Origin of the sequence: Leucothrix arctica (assembly GCF_003172895.1) — a bacterium.
In the GTDB taxonomy this organism is placed as follows: Bacteria; Pseudomonadota; Gammaproteobacteria; order Thiotrichales; family Thiotrichaceae; genus Leucothrix; species Leucothrix arctica.
Map to the genome: position 1 here is coordinate 18,408 of NZ_QGKL01000042.1, position 24,698 is coordinate 43,105.

Annotated in this window: 19 protein-coding genes and 1 pseudogene; 10 read left to right on the forward strand and 10 right to left on the reverse strand. The window is 43.5% G+C overall.

Translation table 11 applies throughout. The annotated features are described in order from the left end of the window. Positions 1-414 precede the first annotated feature (414 nt). Positions 415-1,266: a fumarylacetoacetate hydrolase family protein gene (locus DKT75_RS17220; protein ID WP_211665475.1), complete on the reverse strand. Its 852-nt coding sequence runs from the start codon at positions 1,264-1,266 to the stop codon at positions 415-417. A gap of 424 nt (positions 1,267-1,690) precedes the next feature. On the opposite strand from DKT75_RS17220, the gene DKT75_RS17225 reads away from it, so the two are divergent. Further along, on the forward strand, positions 1,691-2,854 hold the full coding sequence (locus DKT75_RS17225; protein ID WP_109825101.1) for a benzoate/H(+) symporter BenE family transporter: 1,164 nt from the start codon (positions 1,691-1,693) through the stop codon (positions 2,852-2,854). Positions 2,855-2,866: 12 nt separating this feature from the next. On the opposite strand, the gene DKT75_RS17230 is transcribed toward DKT75_RS17225, so the two are convergent. Both DKT75_RS17230 and DKT75_RS17235 read right to left on the reverse strand, forming a co-directional pair. Continuing rightward, complete coding sequence (locus DKT75_RS17230) at positions 2,867-3,784, reverse strand: DMT family transporter (protein WP_109825103.1); 918 nt, start codon at positions 3,782-3,784, stop codon at positions 2,867-2,869. A gap of 3 nt (positions 3,785-3,787) precedes the next feature. Beyond that, on the reverse strand, positions 3,788-5,185 hold the full coding sequence (locus DKT75_RS17235) for a DUF3179 domain-containing protein (protein WP_109825105.1): 1,398 nt from the start codon (positions 5,183-5,185) through the stop codon (positions 3,788-3,790). Positions 5,186-5,358: 173 nt separating this feature from the next. Between DKT75_RS17235 and DKT75_RS17240 the strand changes: the two genes are divergently transcribed. The 8 genes from DKT75_RS17240 (at position 5,359) to DKT75_RS17275 (ending at position 13,090) form a co-directional block, all read left to right on the forward strand. Then, positions 5,359-6,243, forward strand: coding sequence for a LysR family transcriptional regulator (locus DKT75_RS17240; RefSeq protein ID WP_109825107.1), 885 nt, complete (start codon positions 5,359-5,361; stop codon positions 6,241-6,243). 106 nt (positions 6,244-6,349) lie between these two features. Then, a complete protein-coding gene (locus DKT75_RS17245; protein WP_109825109.1) occupies positions 6,350-7,003 on the forward strand; it encodes a DUF4286 family protein in 654 nt (217 codons plus the stop codon). Positions 7,004-7,033: 30 nt separating this feature from the next. Then, a complete protein-coding gene (locus DKT75_RS17250; RefSeq protein ID WP_109825113.1) occupies positions 7,034-7,993 on the forward strand; it encodes a TRAP transporter substrate-binding protein in 960 nt (319 codons plus the stop codon). Positions 7,994-8,051: 58 nt separating this feature from the next. Further along, positions 8,052-8,558 carry a TRAP transporter small permease gene (locus DKT75_RS17255; RefSeq protein ID WP_109825115.1) on the forward strand — a complete coding sequence of 169 codons (507 nt, stop codon included), beginning with the start codon at positions 8,052-8,054 and terminating at the stop codon, positions 8,556-8,558. Beyond that, complete coding sequence (locus DKT75_RS17260) at positions 8,558-9,856, forward strand: TRAP transporter large permease (RefSeq protein ID WP_109825117.1); 1,299 nt, start codon at positions 8,558-8,560, stop codon at positions 9,854-9,856. The genes DKT75_RS17255 and DKT75_RS17260 overlap by 1 nt, the downstream gene beginning before the upstream one ends. 95 nt (positions 9,857-9,951) lie before the next feature. Then, positions 9,952-11,010 carry a TRAP transporter substrate-binding protein gene (locus DKT75_RS17265; RefSeq protein ID WP_211665476.1) on the forward strand — a complete coding sequence of 353 codons (1,059 nt, stop codon included), beginning with the start codon at positions 9,952-9,954 and terminating at the stop codon, positions 11,008-11,010. Positions 11,011-11,097: 87 nt separating this feature from the next. Continuing rightward, positions 11,098-11,673, forward strand: a complete 576-nt coding sequence (locus DKT75_RS17270) for a TRAP transporter small permease subunit (RefSeq protein ID WP_109825119.1) — start codon at positions 11,098-11,100, stop codon at positions 11,671-11,673. Between the two features lie 94 nt (positions 11,674-11,767). After that, positions 11,768-13,090, forward strand: a complete 1,323-nt coding sequence (locus tag DKT75_RS17275; RefSeq protein WP_109825121.1) for a TRAP transporter large permease — start codon at positions 11,768-11,770, stop codon at positions 13,088-13,090. Between the two features lie 117 nt (positions 13,091-13,207). Here DKT75_RS17275 and prfH read toward each other — a convergent pair whose 3' ends face one another. The 5 genes from prfH to DKT75_RS17305 form a co-directional block, all read right to left on the reverse strand. After that, positions 13,208-13,837 (reverse strand): peptide chain release factor H, encoded by a 630-nt coding sequence (prfH, locus tag DKT75_RS17280; protein ID WP_109825123.1) that lies wholly within the window; start codon positions 13,835-13,837, stop codon positions 13,208-13,210. After that, complete coding sequence (locus DKT75_RS17285) at positions 13,834-15,009, reverse strand: RNA ligase RtcB family protein (RefSeq protein ID WP_109825125.1); 1,176 nt, start codon at positions 15,007-15,009, stop codon at positions 13,834-13,836. The genes prfH and DKT75_RS17285 overlap by 4 nt, the downstream gene beginning before the upstream one ends. Positions 15,010-15,620: 611 nt before the next feature. After that, positions 15,621-15,947: a type II toxin-antitoxin system RelE/ParE family toxin gene (locus tag DKT75_RS17295; RefSeq protein WP_109825127.1), complete on the reverse strand. Its 327-nt coding sequence runs from the start codon at positions 15,945-15,947 to the stop codon at positions 15,621-15,623. Further along, the gene (locus DKT75_RS17300; RefSeq protein ID WP_109825129.1) at positions 15,944-16,222 is read right to left on the reverse strand and encodes a type II toxin-antitoxin system Phd/YefM family antitoxin; all 279 of its coding nucleotides are present in this window, start codon (positions 16,220-16,222) and stop codon (positions 15,944-15,946) included. The genes DKT75_RS17295 and DKT75_RS17300 overlap by 4 nt, the downstream gene beginning before the upstream one ends. A 42-nt stretch (positions 16,223-16,264) precedes the next feature. Beyond that, entirely contained in the window at positions 16,265-20,587 is a 4,323-nt protein-coding gene (locus DKT75_RS17305) for a CHAT domain-containing protein (RefSeq protein WP_109825131.1), read from the reverse strand. A 278-nt stretch (positions 20,588-20,865) separates the two neighbouring features. Between DKT75_RS17305 and ettA the strand changes: the two genes are divergently transcribed. Next, positions 20,866-22,536, forward strand: a complete 1,671-nt coding sequence (gene ettA / locus DKT75_RS17310) for an energy-dependent translational throttle protein EttA (RefSeq protein ID WP_109825133.1) — start codon at positions 20,866-20,868, stop codon at positions 22,534-22,536. 477 nt (positions 22,537-23,013) lie between these two features. On the opposite strand, the gene DKT75_RS17315 is transcribed toward ettA, so the two are convergent. Next, the gene (locus DKT75_RS17315) at positions 23,014-24,207 is read right to left on the reverse strand and encodes a WD40 repeat domain-containing protein (protein ID WP_425451409.1); all 1,194 of its coding nucleotides are present in this window, start codon (positions 24,205-24,207) and stop codon (positions 23,014-23,016) included. Continuing rightward, positions 24,193-24,678, reverse strand: a pseudogene (locus DKT75_RS22545) (WD40 repeat domain-containing protein); the annotation flags it as partial. The pseudogene DKT75_RS22545 and the gene DKT75_RS17315, both read right to left, overlap by 15 nt. Between the last annotated feature and the right edge of the window lie 20 nt (positions 24,679-24,698).

Below are 24,698 nucleotides of genomic sequence, written 5' to 3' on the forward strand. Positions count from 1 at the left end.
TGAAGGTGATGTGTTAATTGCGCTATCAAATGGCCGACTCCGATAGTGAGCGACTCTTTTTAAACCACAAGGCAATTAAACTCTTTGACTTAGCATGACAAAGTGCTTCAATACCAGCAATACTACCTTGCCTGTCAGTGACTAATTTAAACGAAAGAAATGAAATGCCAAATGCATCAACCCAAGAAATTAAACCAAGGAACGCTTTGCTATGACATTTGCTGAGTTGGGTCTGTGTGATGAGCTATCAAAACTGTTGAGGAGTAGGGTATTCTAGTTCTTGCACCAAGGCGTGAGCTTGCTGATCAGGTGGCGGAAAGCGTTCAAACCTACAGTCGACTGTTAAATATTAGTTCTTTGCAACAACGTTGCGATACCCGCTTCACAACTAAAGTGAAACGGGTGCGCAGTTAGTTATTTTGCCACGCACTTATTAGTTAGCGTCCCAATACCAGGAATTGTTGTAGTAATCACTTCTCCCTCGATCAAATAACGGCGCGGATCACGCACGGAACCAACCCCAGCCGGTGTACCTGTAAAGATGACATCGCCAGGCATAAGCTCAGTCCATTTTGATAGAAAAGAAACTAACTCCGTGACAGAGAAAATCAAATTAGCGGTTGTACTAGATTGAACTTCTTCACCATCTATTTCGCAAGAGAGTGGCAGAGCGTCAGGGTCATCAAAGGCATCAGTGGTCACAACAACGGGGCCGATAGGGCCATAATTAGTCGCTGACTTTCCAAGGTTAAATTGAGGAGGGCGGTCTGCAAATTGTTGTCTACGATCAGAAATATCCTGCCCAACGCTATAGCCTGCGACATGAGACATTGCATCACTCTCTGCGATATCACTTCCACCACGTCCAATCACAACTACCAATTCTGCTTCCCAATCAACACGGTTAGAAGTTAGTGGTATCTCAGCTGTTGGCCCTGCAATGCAGCTTGGGAATTTAGTAAACACCATCGGTTGCTTAGGCATTTCTAAACCTGCTTCTTCAGCGTGATCTTTGTAGTTCAAACCGATGCCGTAAACTGCGCGAGGATGTGGAACAGGGCATTGAAGGTCCGCGTTGGTTAGTGTTGGCTCATCACCGTTTAGTGTTTGCTGACGGGCCCACTCACCAAAGTTATCCCAGTGCTCATAAAGTTTCATTGGGTCTGTGGAAAATTGATTGTCAGAACGTGTTTCGATGTCGATAGCTCGCCCCTCCACAATTAGTACCGCACGGTTATTTGTCATCCCAAGGCGTATCGCTGTCATAAAATTTCTCTGTGTTGTTGTGACTCATGTTTATTGCATAAGATTGCGAATAATTACAGTTTTGACCAATACTTTTTACCGTTAGCCATGATACCCGGATCGCATGAGGGAAAATGCTTCATACCGTTGTGATATGGAAACCGTTTCTAAACGGTATTTTTCACCAAGCTATTGCTCCAGTTAAACTGCTGATACGCCATTCGTTGCTAGCTAGCGAAGACAGAGCGGCCTGCTATTGTAAATAATATCTAGATGTTTTCAGGGGGAAACCTGTTTTTCTATTTAGACCCAGTAGATAGTCCTAATTGTTGTGATAATAATTCAGTAAAAATACTGGTATTTGTAGTTTAAATCAATTGATTGTGTCGTGTGTAAATTTGACGTTATGATTGCGCATCTTTCATCATAATCGGCTGCATTTACTATGTTACAGGGTCTAGCGTTACGGCATTTCATCTCAGGGTTTATCGCTGTTTTAGTGGGTTTTACCAGCTCCGTTGCCATCATCTTTCAGGCGGCAAGTGCAGCGGGTGCAACACCATCACAAGTGACTTCATGGATGTTGGCGCTCTGTATCGGCATGGGCGCAACCAGTATTGGCTTATCACTATACTATCGCATGCCGCTTTTGACCGCATGGTCAACACCCGGTGCGGCTTTGTTAGCCACAGGTTTAGTCGGTTTACCGATGTCAGATGCGATTGGTATTTTCATATTCTCAGCCTTGCTAACTATCTTGAGTGGTGTCACCGGCTGGTTCCAGAGACTCACCGACATTATTCCCGTACCGATAGCCGCAGCTATGCTCGCAGGTGTGTTGTTTCGCTTTGGGGTAGATGTGTTTGTCTCAATGGAGACTGAACTAGTCATGGTATCGCTGATGTTCGTGACCTACTTGCTGGGAAAGCGTTTCTTGCCACGCTTTGCCATTATGTTGGTATTGATCGTTGGGTTGGTTTACGCAGGCTTGCAAGGCAGTATTCGTTTTGACGCATTAACACTGACTTTGGCTAGGCCAGAGTTTGTATTTCCTACCTTTAACTGGTTGGCGTTGCTGAGTGTTGGTATACCGTTATTTATCGTTACCATGACTTCGCAAAACCTACCGGGTATTGCCATTCTTAAGGCGCATAACTACAAGGCCCCGTTATCTTCAGCAATTAGTTGGACGGGTGTAGCATCCTTAGTGCTTGCGCCATTTGGTGGTTTTGCGTTTAATCTTGCGGCGATTACCGCTGCCATTTGCATGGGTGAAGATACCGATACTGATCCTAAGAAACGTTACCTAGCATCGTTTATGGCAGGCGTGTTTTACATCATTGTTGGTTTGTTAGGTGCTGCGGTGGTGGTGTTCTTTTCTTCAATTCCACAAGAGCTAGTATTGGCGATTGCGGGTATCGCGTTATTTGGCACGATTGCTAACGGACTTGTGACCGCACTTTCTGTAGATAGCGAACGAGAAGCCGCGCTAATTACATTTTTAGTCACGGCTTCAGGCATTGTACTTGGGGGTATCGGTTCTGCTTTTTGGGGCTTGATTGCAGGTTTGCTAGTGCGATGGATTTATGGTTTTAGAAAGCAAGTTTAAGTAATTAGCTGTTTAGGTAACTGCTTTGGTCGTTGGCTGCTTCAGTTTTGAAGTAGTTACGATCAATGCAATCCCGCCAAGTACTAACAAACCACCCGGGATAAATAACGGCGACAAGGTTTCATCGACAATCAGGTAGGCAAACAAACCTGCAAAGCAGGGAGTCGCTAGCATGACAGTTGCGGTGACTACCGAGGGTAACTCTTTTGATGCAATGGCAAAGCCGTAAGTGGTGAGTGCGGTGCAAATAACGCCAAGGCAGACCAACATGAGTAGTGCAAAACCGTCGATTGCTTCTACGTGTGAAGGTGTTGAAATAAGCGAGACTAATACGGGCACAATTATACTGCCCAATATAAAGGTGAGTAGTGACACGCTTAACGTATCAGGAGCCGTGTTTCTCTCATTGAGACCACGGTAAATAGTGGCGTAAGACGCAGCGGTTATAGCAGCCAAAATACCTAAAACATCCCCCGTTAGACGCTGCCATGACATATCGCCATTAAATGAAATATTAGGCCCCATAATAATAACGATACCAATAATGGCCGAGGAGGCTCCGAGGACTTCACGACGATTCGGAATATCGTTTTTCAAAATCCGAAAAACAAACACAAATACCGGCGAAGTACCGACTAATAGCGCCACTTCTGCAATCGGTGCTATTTGGAAAGCAATGGTGCTTAGCAGGTAGTAAACTACAAAGTGCAGCGCCAATAAGTAGGCAATAGGGCGTTTGATCGTGTTTTTAAATGCCCGTCTGTTTTTGCTAGTGAATACCAAGATCGGCAGGAGAAATAGCATTGCTGCAATGATTCTGCCTGCCGTAACAGTCAATGGCGGATAATCAGGTAACAGTCGAATAAAGACTCCGGTGAAACCCCAAAGTAAGGTCGTCATTCCGACGATGATCAGCGCATTGATGGGCATAGTTTATTTGATTAACCGAGTCTCAGGGTAAGTGGCATGCCAGCCAAACCAAAACGCACGATGGTACGGTAAAGCGGCTAAACGTCTGCCGTCTATTTCAGCAGTTAAATCACTCTCTGACAAGCGCCACTTTTGCCCAGTGCTGTCTATTAGCGTGCTATCACGGTCATAGTTCACAAAGTTGACGTCTTTAGGATCGTAAACTCGGTTAGCGCCCGATCTATCAGTCAGAACCAACAGCTCTTGCAGACCAATTTTATTTTTGTACAACGGATTTTTGTTCAGAAACGCGGTATCAATTGCCAGCTGTTGGTTAGGCGCAGCAGAGAAACGGAGCGCCAATACTTCCTGTTTGTTTTTCAGGCGCGTATCTGAAAAAGGCGTATTAAACATCAATTCGTTAGTTGCGAAGTACTGACTGTAGGCAACGCCTTCACCATAGTTTCGATTATGTCCTGTGTTTGGTGACAGCACGGTGGTACTAGGATGTCTGCGTTTCCATTCGCCCCAAGTGGTCGTTACCACGCGCAAGTGCTCCAATGCGATACCTTGGTCAACAAGTGGCCCAAGTACCGGTTCACCTTTGATGGTATTCCATAGTGACTGGGTAGCTTTGTCGTACATTAGCTTATTTGAGCGGTACAAAAACCCACTAGTGCCGAGGTTGTATTTCTTGCCTTTAAACGTTGTTTTGTAAGGAATAACCGTACCGCAAAGCGTACAATAAACCCCTGCAACTTCAACACCGCCGATGGTATCTACAAACATCTCGTGCCATGCCAAGATACGCTTCGGGTAAGCACGTGCGTCACCATTTACTTCAACACCAAACACCACGTTACTGTCATCTAGGTAGCTAGCTTGATTGGCTGAAATCATCGCTGGGTATCGCAGTGGTGGTATGCCATCTTGCTCAACGCCGCCCCATCTAATTTCGTCTAAACGAACCCTTGCTGAGCTTTGACGGTAGCGGAAGTAGCGATCAAACTTAGGATCCATATTTTTATATAGATCAGCTTTAAAGTTGGCGTAGTCAGGTTGAATGGCTTCTGGCTGGTTCCAAAGCCACTTGTACCAGCTGTTGGTATTACGGCCAAAACGCTGACCCGTTTTTGCTTCTAGTAGAGAGATTAGCTGCTGCCTTGCGACAGGGCTTTGAACGTATGTGAGCGCTTCCAGTACTGGTGGGATATTTTGTCGTTGCCAGTTATTCGATAGTGTCTCGATTGATTGGTTGATGACATCTGGCGAATTAGCGCTAAGCACCGTGGTGAGGTGGCTGCTTAGTCCTTGGTAAGTGGGTAATTGATCTTTTGCACCTACTTGCAACACGGCAAATGCTGCCGTCAGTGCGAGGGTACCTATGAGTAACGTCTTTTTCAAATCGGGTGTGAATTTCATCGGTTGAACCTTTTAAATGCTTAAGGTAGATAGTTGTTTTACGTGGCTTTTATTGGCTTGGATGTTTTTGCTTTTAATGACTATGATGGTTAGCTATCGGCAACAGTGATTGGTATATTTATGTGAGACTATTTTTACTATCGCAATAGCCTTTTCTCAATAGGAAGCAAGTGATGAATATCAGGTTTTTAGAAGCATTTGTTTGGGTGGCGCGCTTAAAAGGTTTTAGAGCGGCGGCGGAGAAGCTGAATGTATCGCAAGCGACAATTTCAAGCAGAATCTCAACCCTTGAAGCCGAGCTGGATTGTAAGTTGTTCGATAGAACCCGAAACGAAATTAATATTAGTGATAAGGGTTTAATGTTACTTGAAGATGCTGATCGTGTTTTAGCAGCCGAGAGAACACTAAAAAGCAATATGGCAGGTCGTGTTGAGTTAGTAGGACGGCTTAGAATTGGGGCGATAGAGTCAGTGGTACATACTTGGCTGGGCAGTTTTCTTGCCAAGATCACTCAAAAGTACCCGAAACTTGAGTTTGAGCTAACCATAGAACCCTCCCCTTCCTTGCAAAACTTGTTTGCCAAAGGCGCTCTCGACTTGATTTTACAAACAGACTCCGTGCTTGACGAAGGGGTTAATAACACACCGTTATCTGATCTTCAGATGATTTGGGCTTGTAGGATTGATAATCAAATTGCAGAAAAAGAAGTCAGATTATCTGAGATTGGTCAGCAGCAAATTATCACTTTTGCGCGAGGTTCACAGCCTCATTTATCGATGTTGACTCAGTTTGCTGAGAGAGATATTAAGCCGCCACAAATCCACTGTATTACCTCCATTTCTGCTATTAATGTGTTGGTGGCGCAAGGCTTAGGTGTAGCGACAGTACCCGCGAAAGCACTGGAATCTGAGCCGATTGATGAGCGTATTGTCGTCATAAATACCCCAGATGTACCAAGACCTTTAAAGTTGGTCGCATGCTGGTATCGTTACTCAACCAATAGCGCCATTGAAGATATTATTTTGCTGGCGAAAGAAGCGTCAAGTCACTACCAATAATAGCTTAAAACAGAAATTCTGATCAATACTGATCAAGTTATACCGTTTGCCAAAATGCTCCTAGAAACCTTTACTAATAAGGGTCATCAACTAGGAGTAGTTATAAATGAAAATCAATCCTTCCAATGCCGCAGAGCTATTTGTTTGGACAGATGTTGATTCCACTTATGAAGATGACTTTAATGAGTGGTATGACCGTGAGCATATGGCGGAGCGAGTCGCTATAGAAGGCTTCCAATGGGCCCGACGATACCGATCTACATCCGCTACTGCACGACGATATCTCGCTTTATACCGCACCGAAAACATAAAAACCTTCTCAACTCAAAGCTATCAAAACGCTTTTCAAAACCAAACAAATTGGTCAAATACCAACTTCGAACGCATGACCAATACCAATCGGCGCGTCATGCATGTTACCCATGAAGTTGGCTTTGGAAATGGGGCGGCTATAGCTCTTATAACGTTGGACACAGCGGATTTTAACTATAAAGCGGTTAACGCTGTCATCGATGACATTACCCAAATTCAAGGTGTATTGGCTGTTCATTATCTGAAACCAGATGAAGCACTATCAACGCCATTACCCTCTGAAGACCCATCAACACGCAAGCTTGAAGCATCACTGGTTATCGATACAACTAGTCAAGACTCAGCTGAGCTTGCAGCCAAGTCAATATTGCAACAACTCAGCCTTGCTGAGGAGCGTGCTGCTATTTTCGATTTTATGTGGGAGTTACGCTCAGAAGACCTTTCTTAATCAATACTAAAACACCTTTGGAGATTACCTATGTTTAAACAGACTCTTTTAACGCTAGCGCTAACTGGACTTACAACTGTAGCACTTGCCGAAGAATGGAACATGTCACTGAATGAACCAGACGGCAACTACCATACGCAGAATGCAGTAAAGTTTGCAGAAGATGTTGCACGACTATCTGAAGGTGAACTCACCATAAAAGTAACTTCAAGTGGGGCCTTACTAAAGCGTCCAGAATTGAAGCGTGGTGTTCAAAAAGGTTTGGTACCTATTGGTGATGTATTGATATCAGCACTGGGTAACGAAGATGCTGCTTACTCTGCGGATGCTGTGCCATTACTAGCGACTACTTTTGATGATGCAGAGAAGCTCTGGGATGCCTCAAAGCCACTTTATGATGCAAAGCTAGATAAGAGTGGTTTGATGTCGTTGTACTCTGTGCCATGGCCACCACAGGGTATTTATATGAAAGATGAAATTACCAGTGGTGCTGATTTTAAGGGTGTAAAGTTTCGTGCTTACAATGCATCGACAGCGCGTCTTGCTGAGCTACTCGGTGCTGTACCAGCGACCATTTCATCCAGTGAAATTTCTCAAGCGTTCTCAACGGGTGTTATTTCAGGAATGATCACCTCACCAACGACAGGTGTTGATAGCCAGTCTTGGGATTTTGTTAAGAACTACTACGACGTTAAAGCGTTCATCCCAAAGAACTTCGTTATCGTCAATAAAAGAGCCTTTGCAAAGTTATCTGAAAAGTCGCAAAAAGCGCTGACTGAAGCCGCTAAAGTTGCTCAAACACGAGGTTGGGAAATGGCGATTAAAGCCACTACCGATGCGACGGATACGTTGAAAGAGAATGGTATGACTGTTTCTGGAACACCAGAGAAGCTAGCCAGCGACTTTAAAACAGTTGGCGCGACAATGTTAGAAGAGTGGAAAGAGAGTGCGGGTGATGACGCTACCGCCATCATTAAAGGCATGAAATAACCCTCTTAAGCAAACAAAGGGGCACGTCCATGTGCCTCTTTTTCTATGACAGGTTTTTATGAAATTCACGCAGACACTGTATCGCATATCAGCTGTTCTTTCGGCTATGTTTTTAGCAGGAATAGGGCTACTAATCCTTGCTCAAATCGTCTCTCGTCTAGTGGGGTCACAAATCCCGTCAGCGGATGACTTTGCGGCATGGTCGATGGCTGGCTCCGTGTTTTTAGCGTTACCAGCAACCTTTAATGCCAATGGACACATCCGTGTCACCATTTTATTCAAGGCATTTGGCCCTAACGTTACCCGTGTTTTAGATGTGATCTCTACTCTGGTTGCCATTGGAATACTGGCGTGGGGAACCTGGTTTGTCGGTGAATATGTGTTCGAGTCCTACATTTATCATGACGTGTCACAGGGAATCGTCGCGGTACCGCTTTGGATACCTCAGTGCGCAATGTTTGTAGGTATTTTATTAATGACTATAGCTTTGATCGAACACCTAATCACCTTGCTTAAGGGCGGTGAGACATTCCCTGATGAAGACGTTACAGAGGAGGTCAAATAATGGAAAATTTAGTACAAGCCATTACCATTGCAGTGGTGCTATTTACATTATTAGGTCTCGGTGTTTGGGTGGGTGTTAGCCTAATCGCTGTGGGTTTGGTTGTTATCACCTTTTTTACTTCAACCAGCAGTGGGCCGGTATTTGCGACCATCGCTTGGGGAAGCACCGCCAACTGGACATTGACTGCACTTCCTTTGTTTATTTGGATGGGGGAAATCCTGTTTAGGACCAGCTTAGCCAAAGACATGTTCTCTGGTTTATCACCTTGGGTACAAAACCTGCCGGGACGATTAGTACATGTGAACGTGGTTGGCTGCGGTATTTTTGCAGCAGTGAGTGGCTCTTCAGCAGCTACGACAGCAACCATAGGACGCATTTCTCTGCCCGAGCTTAAAAAGCGTGGTTATAACGAAGCGCTTGCGATTGGTACGCTGGCAGGTTCTGGAACACTGGGTTTACTGATCCCACCATCGATCATCATGATTGTTTACGGCGTAGCGGCACAGGTGTCGATTAACAGACTGTTTATCGCAGGGGTAATCCCTGGAATTATGCTAATGCTGCTGTTTTCAGCCTATATCATGATTTGGTCACTACGAAACAAAAACGGTATTCCTCACGACGTTCAAGTGGCCACTTGGAGAGACCGTTTTAGTCGCTTAAAGCTGCTGTTACCTGTTGTGCTGCTTATCGTTGCGGTGATTGGGTCAATTTACTCCGGGGTTGCAACAGCCACAGAAGCTGCTGCGTTAGGTGTGTTTGGTGCTTTAGTTATTGCAGGGTTTTCTGGCTCATTAACCATAAAATCGTTCCAAGAAAGCCTGTATGGTGCGACCAAAACGTCTTGCATGATTGCATTTATCCTGATTGGCGCGGCATTCTTAACCAGTGCAATGACCTTCTCAGGTCTACCAGCAGACTTGGCTACTTGGATCTCTAGCCTTGGTTTAAGCAATTACGCATTGATTGCGGTGTTAACGGTTTTCTTCATTATCTTGGGCTGCTTTTTAGATGGTATTTCGATAGTGGTATTGACTACTGCCGTCATCTTGCCTGCAGTAAAAGCGGTTGGGATAGACCCACTGTGGTTTGGTATTTATCTAGTTTTTGTAGTTGAGATGGCGCAGATCACACCACCTCTAGGGTTTAACTTGTTTGTGATTCAGGGACTGACGGGAAAGAACATCTTCGAAATATCTAAGATGGTATTTCCCTTCTTTCTACTGATGATATTGGCAACTGCGATTATCACATTCTTCCCCAAAATTGTGACTTGGTTGGTTTATGCGAGTGTTTAGCGTGCGATGTTTATTTTAGTTTTACGAGTGTTAAAAAAATCAATTAATGAATGGTCATTCCGACATGTTTCAGTTGAATAATTAGGAGATTAACTGTGAAAAAAACGATTGTATCTTTTCTTGCGGTATTAGCCGTAAGTTCTTTCTCTACAGCTATTATGGCTGCTGATAAACCCATTAAATGGCGTCTAGCAGAAACTTGGCCAGCAGGCTTACCTATTTACAGTGAAGGTAGCCATGAGTTTGCAGAAGAAGTCAAAAAAATGTCCAATGGACGTTTAATTATTTCGATTGATTCTGCTAACAAACATAAAGCGCCATTTGGTGTTTTTGATTTTGTAAAAACTGGTCAATATGAAATGGGACACTCGGCGTCCTACTATTGGAAGGGTAAAGATATAAATACCTTGTTTTTCACGACCATGCCTTTTGGCATGATCACCTCTGAACGCTTTGCTTGGTATTACTATGGCGGTGGTGCTGAATTGGCTAAAAAAGTATATGGCGAATATGGTATTACGCAATATCCAGGTGGTAATGGTGGTAACCAAATGGGTGGTTGGTTTAAAAAAGAAATTAACAGTCTAGATGATATTAAAAGCTTAAAAATGCGCATTCCTGGTTTTGCCGGTGAAGTGATGTCTAAAGTGGGTGGAACTGTTGTAAACATCCCGCCAGGTGAGCTATATACCGCATTAGAGCGTAACACTATTGATGCCTTAGAGTGGGTGGGTCCTGCAATGGATTTACGCATGGGCTTCCACAAAATAGCGCCATTCTACTATACGGGTTGGCATGAGCCTGGTTCTGGTCTTCAGTACATGGTCAATGATAAGGCTTTCGATAAACTACCGGCTGATTTACAAGAAATCGTTAAGTCAGCAATGAAAAATTCAGCATTTAATATTTCCAATAAAATGACGAATGCTCATGCTGAAAATTGGGATTTGATCAAAAAAGAATACCCAGGTATAAAAATCAAAACCTTCCCACCGGAAGTAATGAGTGCACTAAAAGAGGCGAACAAAGAGCTTATCAGTGACTTAGAAGAAAAAGGTGGCTTAACGGCTGAAATTGTTGAGTCTCAAAGAGAATATATGCGTAAAGCACGTGCATGGACGAATATTTCAGATAAAGCTTATTTAGATAACTAGTATGTGAAGTACAAGGGCGCTAAGAAAATTTAGCGCCTTTTTTGTGTTGTCATTTCAACTTTAAATGCTTTTTTAGGAATAATTTTCATGTTCTTTGGGATAGAGAAAAAAATTAATAAATTAATGGATATGTTAGGTGCGTTATCCAGTTTTTTATTAATTATATTAGTCATAGTCATTTCATATAACGTCATAGGTCGTTATGCATTTGGCAAATCATCTGTCGGTTTAGAAGAGTTTTCTTGGCATTTATATTCAACAGTATTTTTATTAAGCATCTCCTATGCGCTAAAGACTGAGTCACACGTCAGGGTCGATATAATATTTGAACGTCTATCTGCTCGCACTCAAGCCATCATAAACAGCATTGGTGGATTGTTTGTACTGCTTCCAATTTGCGCAATCGTAGTTTATTACGGCTTCATTTTCATGAGAGAGTCCTACCAATGGGGACCTCACGCTGATTCAATTTCAGGTTTAATACAGCAATTTATGACAACAGGAATAGGAGAGAAAAGTTCTGATCCTGGTGGTTTGTTAAATCGCTTTGTAATCAAAGGAATGGTGCCTTTATCCTTTTTATTTTTAGGATTAAGTACGGTTTCTTTTATCATCAAAAACATTCGATTATTGATTGAAACACGCAGTGAACAAGTTAAATAGCTCACTGTAAAACCAACTGAAACACTTAACGTTATATTTTATAACAATATGTTAGGTGATATTTTTAATATTAAAAGAGTTATAAGGTACAAAAATGATTGGTGCTTCAATTTTTATGTTGGCGTTAGTGCTATTGTTAATTGGTTTTCCTGTTGCTTTCACTTTTGCTGGTATTGGCATTTTATTCGTTGTTTTATTTGCAGATCCTAGTCAACTCGCTCAAATTCCTTATCGTATTTATGCAAATATGGGTGAAAATGGTGGCGGAACCGTGCTCATGGCGATTCCTTTATTTGTTTTTATGGGACTGATTTTACAACGAACCAAATTAGCTGAACAATTACTCGTCTCTATGGGCCGTCTATTTGGTTCGCTGCGTGGTGGCTTGGCAATATCAACTATATTGGTAGGTGCATTGCTTGCGGCCTCAACAGGTGTGGTCGGGGCAAGTGTGGTGGCGATGGGACTTATCTCCATGCCGATTATGATGCGATATGGTTATAACAAGTCATTATCAGCAGGAACAATTTGTGCCGCCGGAACGCTTGGGCAATTAATACCACCATCCATTGTTTTGATTGTGTTGGGAGACGTATTAAGCATACCTGTTGGTGACCTCTTCAGAGCCGCCATCAAGCCAGGTTTGGTGTTAATTGGATGTTATATTGCTTACATAGTGATTTATTGCTGGATTAAACCAGAAGCTGCACCTGTGATCCCAATGGAAGATAGTAATATTTCTCGCTCTAAAGCTATTTTGGATGCGTTGTCTGCTGTTATTCCGCCACTGCTATTAATTTTAGTGGTTCTAGGATCTATCTTTTTTGGTGTGGCTACCGCCACTGAGTCTTCTGCATTAGGCTGTATTGGTGCTGTTTTATTGGCGATCATTTACAGGAAGTTTTCGCTTAGAATGCTTTGGGAGAGTGCTGAAGAAACGATTAAAATTACAGCGATGGTATTTGCTGTCATCATCGGCGCTTCGATCTTTGCAATGGGTTTTTCTTACACAGGAGGCGAAGAAGAAATAGCTGAATTGCTGCTAAACATTCCGGGTGATAAATGGGGGTTCCTCATATTTACCATGCTGTTAGTGATGCTGCTTGGCTTCTTCTTAGACTATATAGAAATTTCTTATATTGTCTTACCGCTGGTTTATGTTGTTGTCGAAACGTTACAAATTAATCCGATTTGGTTTGCGATATTGATGGCGATGAATTTACAAACATCATTTTTAACGCCTCCATTTGGTTTTGCGCTCTTTTATTTTAAAGGTGTTGCCCCCGAAGGCGTCAGTACCTTTGATATCTATAAAGGCGTGATACCCTTCATTTTGATTCAAGTTGCAGTGGTATTATCGATGTTATTTTTCCCTGAAATGTATGGATTGAGCCCAGAGGCAAAGCCTTTGTGGTAACACAAGTTGACTCTTTTTAATGAGATATGTGTTGCACTTATTCTATTGCTCCAGCCCTTAAAGCTTGCGGTTATGATCAACCGCAAGCTTAGCTAGAGAACTTTTACGATTGAGACTTCACTGTAACTCTCTCAACGTAAATTTATCACCTGTAAATGTCTTAACAGGATTACCTCGCTCAACTTCCCAATGCTGTTGCCAGCGCACTTTCTCTTGCTGCGTCATTGTCTCTAACTTCGTAGTTTCCAGTTTTTGAAACAATAACGCTCTCGCCAACCGCTTATTAGCATGTTGGCTTCGTTCACTTTCTACACGCACAGAAGTTCCCGTTGCAGTATGTGTCGCTCGAACCGCAGAGTCTGTTTTATTGACGTGTTGGCCACCGGCACCAGACGCTCTGCATGTTTGAAACGTCACGCTTTTATCAAGCTGAGCCTCATTGATCTCATACATTTGACCGCTGAAAAACCAGTTTTTACGTTTATGCTTTGGTCGGTGCTGACTTTGACAAACCCATAACATAGCGCCATGCCATGACTCAGCTAGTTGCTTAGCCGAGTCATCAGTCGTATCTAGCTGTATCAATAACGACTTAAAACAAGCTCGCTCTTTCGTCTTAACTGCCTCCACAATATCGAGTGTGATTGCTAACTCTTGGCATTGTTTTTCAATCGTCTTCAACGCCAAACCAACTGCTTGGCAGCATTCAACAGGCCCTTGTCCTGCGGATAATTGGAGTAAAATCATGATGAGCAATCTCCATTGGTTTTAAAGGTTAAAACAGGGCGTAATTTTGCTACGACCTCAATTAAACCCGCATCAAACATATCGCTGATTACCGTTTCGCACTTTTTATAGGCTTCGGGCGCTTCATCATAAAGTAACTCTTTATTGCCACAGATCACGCGACTACCTAAAGCCGTTCGGTATAAGTCTTCACGCTTATACTTGTGGCCTAAGCGACCATGACACTCACCGCGTTTCCACTTTCTACCTGCGCCATGTGCAAGTGAATAAAGACTAGTCGACATGTTTGCTACCGACGAGTCGTCACCTGTTAGTGGCTTCACAAGGTAACTGTAATCGCCGCGTGAACCGGGAATAACCACGTAACCTGCGTCACTAGGTGTTGCGCCTTTGCGGTGCAACCAACCCTCGGTGTCATCAATCGTTTTGGGTGAAACCAAGTTGTGATTAATGTCTAAGGTGCAGTTTCCATTAGCGCGAATCGTGTCGAGAAAACGTCTCGCAATTAGCTCTCTGTTTAACTCAGCCCAACGTACAGCTTCGTCATGCTTTTGCAGGTAATCTTGAAAGTCTTCATTATCAAGCTGCAAGCCATCGTGATTGTGCTTTGTAATATGCTCAACCAAAATGGACTGACCCAAGCCTCTAGAGCCTGAGTGAACCAGCAGTTGTAGGTGCTTTTTATTCAGCCCTAACTCATCGAGCGCAGTTTGGTCATAGACTTCATCAATCGCCTGAAATTCTGCAAAGTGATTACCGCCGCCAATAGTGCCCAATGCACGATCGTATCGGTCGGTTGTAATGTCTTTTTCAAGTTTTTGACTTTCAATAATTGAAGACCAGCTGTCATCAAGCGGCTGTTCAACGTTTACAAACCTCTTAACCCATTTATCGAGATTGACCTTCGACACTTTTGCTGAGGTTTGCCACAACGACATACCGCAGCCAATATCATTTCCTACCAGTGCAGGGTAGATCTTGTTTGTTGTAAAAAATGCTGCACCAATCGGATAACCGCGACCGGGGTGCAAGTCAGGCATTCCCGCAACGCGGTGCATACCTGTTAATTGTGCTGTTTTGACCAGTTGATCGATCGCTAACCCTTCAATCCAAGTGTTTTTGGACGCAATGAGGCTAACGTTTTCTTTAATTTTTTGGACGGATGTGCCCATAGTACCAATACCTTTTCTATATTTAGAAAATAAGGAATTTAAAACGCGATGCGTATTGGCAGGGACTACTAGCGCATTGAAACAGGCTCAAACAGAATATGTTTAAGTAACTTAAAGCTGTCTTGGTTTAACGAGATTAAACTAAGTGACGCGTTTCTTAGCGGGTAACACCTGCGAAGGATGTTTGAGTATTTATCATTGTATTTTCTCCTTAGCAGTAAGTTAGTTGAAGTGCCAAAACGAGGTGTTTGGCGAATTTTTGTGGATGGTAGCGTAATTAGTTAACAGAATGCAACCGTTAATAAAGTTAGTTGGAATTTAAAGGTATAAAGGTAACTGCTTCTTAGGAACCACTTTTCTGACTGATAAATGCGTATGAATATCTTTGACACTGGTTATTTTATGCAGCTTTCTGGTAAATGCTTCATAGCCTGCCAAACCAAGGCTAACAACCCCAATTCGTTAATTTACTGACCAAATGACTGGCATCTACGAAGGTAAATACTTCACGAAATAAATAAAGCTTTGCTAACTGAACGGTTAATACCCATTAATATTATACGGGGGCTATATCAGTCTGAATTCTATATGAATCCATTTCTAGAAAGCACTTAAGTGCCACGACCAAAGCGATTAAGGAGTAAGGCTTCTAAATCTCGTCTGGAATCCAGTACTGCTACAATATACACAGTCTTGTCAATCTGGCGATAGATAATACGCCACGGCGATTCAATCAGCTCTCGATAGTGTGAAATACCAGTGTCTAACAATTCTGGAATTAACCTACCTCTCAGTGTTAAATCGGCTAGCTTCGCTGCTCTATTTTCGATACGACCTAGCACATCAAGTGCAGTATTGATATTATCCTGAGCAATGTATTCGATAATTTCTTCAATGTCATATCGGGCGGTTGACGTCCATTCTACCGGTTGACTCATTCCTGTTTGGCTCTTGCTTTGAGTGACTCACGTAGCTCACTGAATACTGTTTCTTGGGGTTGAGTTCTGTTATTTTGGATATCTGACTCACCTTGAATCAGCAGCTTGAGCATTAGAAAAGCCTGCTTTTGTCGCTGATAAGTCGCGTAGTCTTGAACGACAGCGCTGGCTGAGCCGTTTTGCGTCAGGACGAGATTTGCGCCTGAACGGGTGTCTTCAAGTAGCCTGCTGGCAGAGGCTTTGAACTCGGTGAGGCTAATAATTTGTTCGCTCATAAGTCTTAATTCGGTTCTAATTAGATTTTTTAGTATACCGTATTAGCCAAGAAATTCCAGTAGCAATATTAGTTCGACCTCCAGAATATAATTGAACCTCTCATCTTTTACTAAGGCCAAGTTTCGATTTCCTACAACTATCGCTTGCAGCTTTTGTAGAAAATTTTTGTGTTCATCCCATGAGTCATCGATTAGTGTATCTTCAATCAATTGTTGAGCATCGGTTATGTTTCCATTGAGTATCAACCGGCCTATCTCCAAAACCAAGCATCCCGCAACTGAATTATTTTCACCTCCATCTCGTCGATAGGCCAAATAGGCATCCGTTGCTTCTTTACGGGCTAGTAAGGCAGCCTCAGTTTTTCCACATGTTTGCTCTAGATCATACAAAGCAGACCATGTATTCCATATCTGAGCATCGTGCACATACGGTTTTTTACATTCAATCGCACGTACCAGATCGGTTCTGGCTTCATCGTATCGTTCGAGTTTGATCAGGGAATTAGCGATGCTATTACGAATTCCTCCCTCATACCAAACATCGGCAATTTCTTTGTAGATATCGGCTGCTTTCCAGCCGATATCTACTGATTCCTTCAAGCTATTTCTAAGTTTATAAAGCTTACATAGTCTATGCAGGGTTTTTGCTTCACCATTTTTATTTGGATTTTTATTATTGATTGACAGTGACTTTCTATAGGCTTGTTCTGCTGCATCAAGATTACCAATCTCACTATGCACTGACCCTATTTGATGCCATATTGGTGCAGCCAGCTGATGTTCACCTAAATCATTAACTAAGTTCCAGCAGAGGTCATACACTTCAAGCGCTTCATTTAGCTTTTTCATGTCTAATAATGCAGACCCGCGTTGAAAATTAGCAATCAAATTACCCCCAAAATTCCCTGCTTCTTTGCATAAGAAAGCACTTTTCTTATATGCCAGCTCTGCATCCTGAAGACTGTTACCGTCTCTCAAGCAGTCCCCAAGGTCAGTATAAAACAAGGCGGTTAATTCCTTTGCTTTTGCTTTTTCAGCATAGTCAATAGCCTTTTCAATATTCGCCTCCCCCTCCTTGAGTTTTGACAAGTGTCGGAGGCTCCTTCCGAGTAGCGCATGAGCTATAGAAAAATCTTTATCAGTAGCCTCAAAATCACTGCTTTCAATTTTATTGAGTAAAGCTTTTGATTCGATAAGTGAAAGATCCAAAGCCCCTTGCCGCTGAAGTCGTTCTATTTTTACTTGGTCTGCAAAAAACCTTTCACGACTATAAGAAACTGATCCATCATTTAAGGTGTTAACGAGTTTTTGCCATTCTTTAACTTTACCCAAAGCCTCCTGATAATTAAGGCTCATCAATAGCTGTTCAAAGCGAAATAATTTGTCAATAAACAGATCTTCATCGCATGTGCCTGATATGAAATCATTAGCGAGCTCGTCAAACATTGAAAGTATGTTTAGTAAATCCAAGTGGATCAATTTATACGAAAGATTGGTATCTTTTGAAAAATTTTCATAAATGAAATCAAATAATTTTTCTGTTACGGCCAGACATTTCCTTTTGAATCCATAACGCTGCTCTTTGTCGATAGAAGTATCTAAATAAAAGGAAAAACTTGGGTCAAACTTGTAGTAGTCAGTACCTGCGGAAGAAGCCAGTCCAACCTCAACCAGCTTACTTAAAATTGAAATTGTTTCATTTCTATCCAGCTCTAACACAACACCAATTGCCCAAATTACACCACCTCCTTTAAAGGTTGATAATCCGTAAATCTGTTTACGTATCTTTGGTGACAGTCGGCGCAATGACAATTCTACACTAGCGAACAAAGAGTTCTCTCTTTGTTCAGGATAACGTCGTTCCAAATCCTGCATAATCTCGCGAACATTTTCAGTGGTCGCGGTTACTCCACGTTGCGCCAGCTCGCGCGCCAGTAAAACCAAAGCCCGCGCATGACAACCAACAGACTGCACCAGGTCATTCACTTCCTGAGGCGTATTGCCAGCATCATCATGACGTAAACTCAGCCCTTCGTTATTCATTACCTTCATAACCAATGACTTTGCGTCGTTCAAGCCCAACTCACCCAATTTGATTTCACGAGCTTTGTGGTGAAATGGTTCAGGCAGGGCTTCACGGGTAGTAAATAATAACTTAGCCTCTGGCAGCCTCGCCAACATATCCAGTACAGCTTGCTTATTCGTTGTATCCGCCAACAATGATTCCATATTGTCGATGACAATCAAGGTGCGCTCGTTTTCCAATGTACGTTGAATTGCTTGCAAGGCTTGGTCGACGTTACCACCATATTCCGCCGCTAGGTTGTAATTTGCATTCACAAGCTGCTGAAGCAATATCTCCACAACGGCGCTGTCATGGGTGTACTCCTTAACACTAACGAAAGCACAACGATTAAAACGGCGACTCTTAACTAACCAGCGCGTTAGCTCCACAGCCACGGTAGTTTTACCCGCGCCACCTTGACCGCGAATCACCACATAAGACTGATGTGTTAGCAAGCGCTCGGCTTTGAGCAAATCACGGCTACGCCCTATGAAAGAATGTTCAGGAGGTTCTGGTAACCTACCTAAGCGAGTTTGTCGTTGCTGCTTTTGCATTTTCTGTGCAGCTTCAGATGGAATCCAAGCAAACAGCTGTAGGTCATGCTGCTCCTGATACAGAATTGGTACAAACCAATCTTGTAGATGAAAATCACCAGCGCCTTGAATCGGCAGGCGGTAGGTATTGCGCATTAATTCCTTTTGTCCTGCCAACATTGCTGCACCAACACGCTGACCCTTGGCCAATGCTTGGTAAAATTTAGTTACAAAGCGTTTGGCCGTTTCCACTAAGACGCTATGTGACATAGCGACTACCGAAGTAATACCTTCTTCTAGGAGACTTGCTGCTACTGAAGCATTAGGGTTTTCCTCTGACTGTGCTGTTTGGCAGGCTTCCAGAAACACTAGTGGAATGCTGAAGTCTTTCAGAAGCTTCGCCAGCTTATCGGCATGAACCAGCTCATTTTGGCGGCCTTCCAACTTATTTGCATCGTTCGGATTTTCAAAACACAGCGCTCCCAAACCATGTTGTTTATCATAAATGCCATGCCCATCAAAATGTAGAACGTGATAAGGCATTTTAGCGTCGCGAGCGCTTTGTAATTCCTTTTCCAAAGCAGCTAAGGTTGGTGGACTCAATATTTTCAATTGCACCAAATCACCCAGTTTCTCTACCGCTTCAACTAAAGGCAGGGCACTAGCGCGGTGGTCGATATACCCAATGCCTTTTTCTTCAGGACGTGGACTCAACAGTAAGATTCGAATTGGGAGGTCGGTGAGGCTAGGCACTTGCTGTTTATAATTTGGCAAACGACGGCGTATGCGTACGGGATTAGCACCATCGCTAAGGTAAGAGTCATCATGCAATAGCTCCCAAGGCAGGCTTTGTAAGCGACTGGCGGCTTCATTGGCTTTGAGTATTGCTTCCTGACCATGCTCAAGAGTACTGGCGTCTACCTGTACCGAAAAACGTCGCTCAACTTCATTGCGTGCTTGTTGCCATGCGGTAAGTGGCTGTTGACAAACATCTTGCCCAAGCGCAGTAGTGAATAATGCCTGTCCCCACTCTGCTAATTGCGACTCTGTCTTCTCAGCCCGGTTTCGAAACGAGCCTACTGGCCAGAGCAAATACTGCTCAAGATACCAGCTAATTTCTTCCTGTTCTTTTTTTCCAATAGGCGCAGTGAAACGGAATGGGCGGCTTTTTACCTCGCGCTCTTTGCTAATATCATGGGGGATATACGTCAGTTCAGCACGGGCGCTTAGTTTTTCAGCTCCATTGTTATCAGTAGTTAGACAGGGTTCTGATAGCTCTAGTAGTAATTCAGCCATGGGCTTGTTTTCGACTTCATCTGCTTTTGGCAAATCATGATCAGGTGCGCGATGGCCCAATGCTGCCATAATATGAGGAAGTTGCTCGTCGAGTTTGCCAACCTCTGTTTCTATTATTTCACCCGCAGGCTCTTCACTGAAATAGCGCTTTAGGGCCGCAGGTTTAATGCCGGGAAGCATTAAAGGTATTGCACGGTAGTCTGGGTTTTCTTTTTCTACTTGTTCAGCTATTTTGATCTCATCAAAAACCCAGTCGGAATTGATGGTGTTGGGACTTATAACAACCAAAAAGTTACTGGCAGTACGAATTGCCGTTTCTATCTCAGGGCTGAGTTTATCTCCACCTCTTAAATTGCGTGAGTCTGCCCAAACATTAATCCTGTGATCTTCTAATTTTTTACGAAGCAGTCTGACGAAACCATCATCTTGGGAGGCATGGGAGAGGAATACATGACGGGAGTCTGTGGACATGAAAGAGCTCTTGTGTGGTAGTTATTAGTAGTATAACAAATAACCATAGAGAACCCGCCATATCTAGTTTGATATGAAAAAATTTCTATTTCAAGTGGCGAAATATGTAAATAAGTACCTGCCTTTCCCCCGTTTACATAAAACAACCACTAGGCTGCTTAATCAATTCAAAGAGCTAAAGGAGAGTCAAACGGGTCACATAGTTTTGTGTGACCCTAGGAACAACAACCGCGATACGGCATAATCCTATTGATACAGATAATAGGAAATCACTGCAAATGGCTCAGTACATTTACACAATGAATGGGGTGGGCAAAGTTGTCCCACCCGGTAAGCACATCCTCAAAGACATCTACCTTAACTTTTTCCCCGGTGCCAAAATCGGTGTGCTTGGTTATAACGGTGCGGGTAAGTCAACCTTGCTGCGCATTATGGCTGGACTAGATACCGACATAATAGGTGAGGCCCGTCCACAACCCGGTATTAATATCGGTTATCTGGCACAGGAACCACAGCTAAACCCCGACAAAGATGTGCGTGGTAATGTTGAAGAAGGCTTAGCTGTGATTCTGGAAGCACAGGGAAAGCTGGATGCTGTTTACGAGGCTTATGCTGAACCTGATGCAGATTTTGATGCGCTGGCAGCAGAGCAGGGCCGTCTGGAAAATATCCTACAAGCATCTGACGTGCAAAACCTTGAGCATACGCTTGAAGTTGCAGCGGATGCGTTGCGTCTACCGCCTTGGGATGCGGATGTCAGGACGTTATCCGGTGGTGAGAAGCGCCGTGTGGCACTGTGCCGTTTGTTATTGTCATCGCCTGATATGTTGATTCTCGATGAGCCAACTAACCACCTTGATGCAGAGTCAGTGGCTTGGCTGGAGCGTTTCCTACAGGACTTCGCGGGTACTGTGGTTGCGGTAACCCATGATCGCTACTTCTTGGATAATGTGGCTGGCTGGATTCTGGAATTGGATCGCGGACAAGGTATTCCATGGGAAGGTAACTACTCCTCTTGGCTAGAGCAGAAAGAAAACCGCCTGACGCTGGAAAAAAAATCCGAGCAAGGCCGCCTCAAAGCCATGAAGGAAGAATTGGAATGGGTGCGCTCAAACCCTAAGGGGCGTCAGGCGAAAAGCAAAGCGCGTATGCAGCGTTTTGAAGAGCTATCTTCTAGCGATTATCAGGCGCGTTCAGAAACCAATGAGATATACATTGCGCCCGGCCCACGTCTGGGAGACTTGGTGATTGAAGCCAAAGGTATTAGTAAATCGTTTGGTGAGCGAATGCTGTATGAAGACCTTAACTTCAATCTCCCTAGAGGTGGAATCGTCGGTATTATCGGGCCAAATGGTGCGGGCAAGACCACGCTGTTCCGCATGATTACCGGTGAAGAAACGCCAGATAAAGGTGAGTTCACTGTTGGTGAAAGTGTAGAGATCGGTTATGTCGATCAATCACGTGACTCGCTTGCTGATGATCGATCGGTCTGGGAAGAAATTGCTGATGGCCAAGAAATTATTACCGTAGGTGGTTATCAGATTTCGTCTCGCGCGTATTGTGGTCGCTTTAACTTTAAGGGTGACTCGCAGCAAAAGCGTGTTGGTGATTTGTCGGGTGGTGAGCGTAACCGAGTGCATTTGGCGAAACTGCTCAAGTCAGGCGGCAACCTAATGCTGCTTGATGAACCGACCAATGACCTTGATGTGGAAACCTTGCGTGCACTGGAAGAAGCATTGTTGAACTTCCCTGGTTGTGCGGTGGTTATCTCGCATGATCGCTGGTTCTTGGACAGAATTGCTACCCATATTCTAGCGTTTGAGGGTGACTCACAAGCGACGTGGTTTGAAGGTAACTATAGTGACTATGAAGAAGACTATAAGCGCCGTCATGGTAATAAAGAGCTGAACCCTGAACGCATCAAATATAAAAAGCTAAAAACGGCCTGATATCTCCCGTATAAGTAGAAATACTGCACATGACTACTTTCTTATATTTGCTTATTGAGCATAAGTTAGTGGTCTACCTGCTCTTTCAGCGGCTTCGGCTATATTACCAATTCTATAATTTGCATTACTTTCTGACGATCTACTTTTTGTGGGATTGAATATCATGCCTACCTGTTGTTGCAGAGTAGCCATTATTAATGAACCACCAACAGGCCATCATGCTTATTAAAAACTGCACTGGCCACACAGCTACTCAAATCATTGTGCCAAAAGCCACCATCTCCATAATGCTAGTTGCTTTGTTAGCAATGCTGTTGCTAATACTAGGAAAGCTAGCTAAGACAGCCCGTACCTTATGATCGTATTGCCTAAGTTAAACGGAGGGCAGCGCGGCAAAGGAATGACAGCTAATATCTCAGAGCAGATAGCTCATTAATGTTTTACGCATACTAGTGATTTTTCAAAAGGTTGAAATTTTTAGTGTGCGGGTAAACCAGCAGGCGTTTTTCGGTAGGCTTTTCTCCCTTCTAACCACCGAACTAGTTGATCCAGTTTCGTTTCGTTGAGTCTAGGCATCTCCAGTAGTGGACGAAATTTGCGTGTTTCATCTGTCCATGTAATATGACGACCGAGATGAGGGAAGAGCGCTGGCCTCAATGTCTCAGCTTTTATTATTTCCAAACCATCAAGCTTTATTTCCCAAAGGAAGTTCAAAGCTGCCTCAACCTCGTCAGGTGAAAATTCATATAATAAACGATGAACAGCTGAGTTTAACTCCCAAATGCGTATTTTATTAAACCCCTCTGAAACTGAGGCCAGCATGCTACCATTTGGGCTGTACGCTAGGGCAGCTATCCCCGTTAAGTGTCCTCCTAAAAACTTAAGTTCTCTATCATCAAAGACATCCAAAAAGCGTACATTTACACCTCCAGCAAAAGCCAATACTTTACCATCTGGGCTGTATGCCAACCCATTTGAAGCGTTATATCCTTCCAGTGTCTTCAGTTTCTCACCACTGATAGCATCCCAGAGCCGTATACTCTCACTTGAACCTGATGCCAGTACCTTGCCATCTGGACTATATGCAAGAGTAGAAACTGAACCTTTATGCCCTTCAAGAATCTTCAGTTTCTGATCATTCTCAATATCCCATAGATGCACTGAATGACTTCCCCCAGAAAAAGCTAGTACTTTGCCATCCGGGCTGTATGCCAGAGAAATATAAAAGTTATCTACTTTAAGCATTTTCATCTCATCACCAGTAACAACATCCCAGAGCCGTATACTCTCACTTGAACCTGATGCCAGTACCTTTCCATCCGGGCTAAACGCCAAGGTAGATACTCTGCCATCATGACCTTCCAAAACCTTTATTTTCTTACCACTCTCTGTATTCCAAAGGTGTAGAGTTTTATCCATTGAACCTGAGGCCAAAATTTTTCCATCAGGGCTATAAGCTAATGCAGTGCTTGGATAAGCAGCTCCTTTCAAGGTTTTTAATTTCTCACCACTAGCCAGGCTCCAAAGAATTACGTCTGACGAGCCCGTACCCGAAGCTAAGATCTTTCCATCTGGACTGTAAGCCAAAGCAGATAAGTTCATACCAAAGCCTTGCAATGTCTTAACTTTTTTGTTGGTTGCTATATCCCAAAAACGCACTGTTTGATCCATCGAGCCGGACGCCAACACCTTACCATCTGGACTGAACCTCAAGACTTGCACTTGACTCTTATGACCCTCCAAGGTATTCAATTCCTTTCCATTTTCAACGCTCCAAAGACGAACCGTGTTTCTTCCCCCAGCTGTTGCTCCCCCAGCAGAAGCTAATATTTTGCCATCCGGACTAAAGGCAAGCGCAAACACATTAACATCATGACCTTCCAATACCTTTAATTTCTTACCACTCACTGCATCCCATAGACGTATCGTATTATTTACTGAACCTGTTGCTAAAACTTTACCATCTGGACTGTAGGCTAATGCTTGTATGCTGCTGGAGTGCCCGCTGAGGGTCTTCAGTTTCTCTCCGGTTTTAATATCCCAAAGAAGAATTGCTTTATCCTCACCGGCTGAAGCTAATATTTTACCATTCGGGCTATAAGCTAACCCACTTATCAGCCCAGAGTGACCTTTGAGAGTTTTTAGTAGCTGACCAGTTGTGG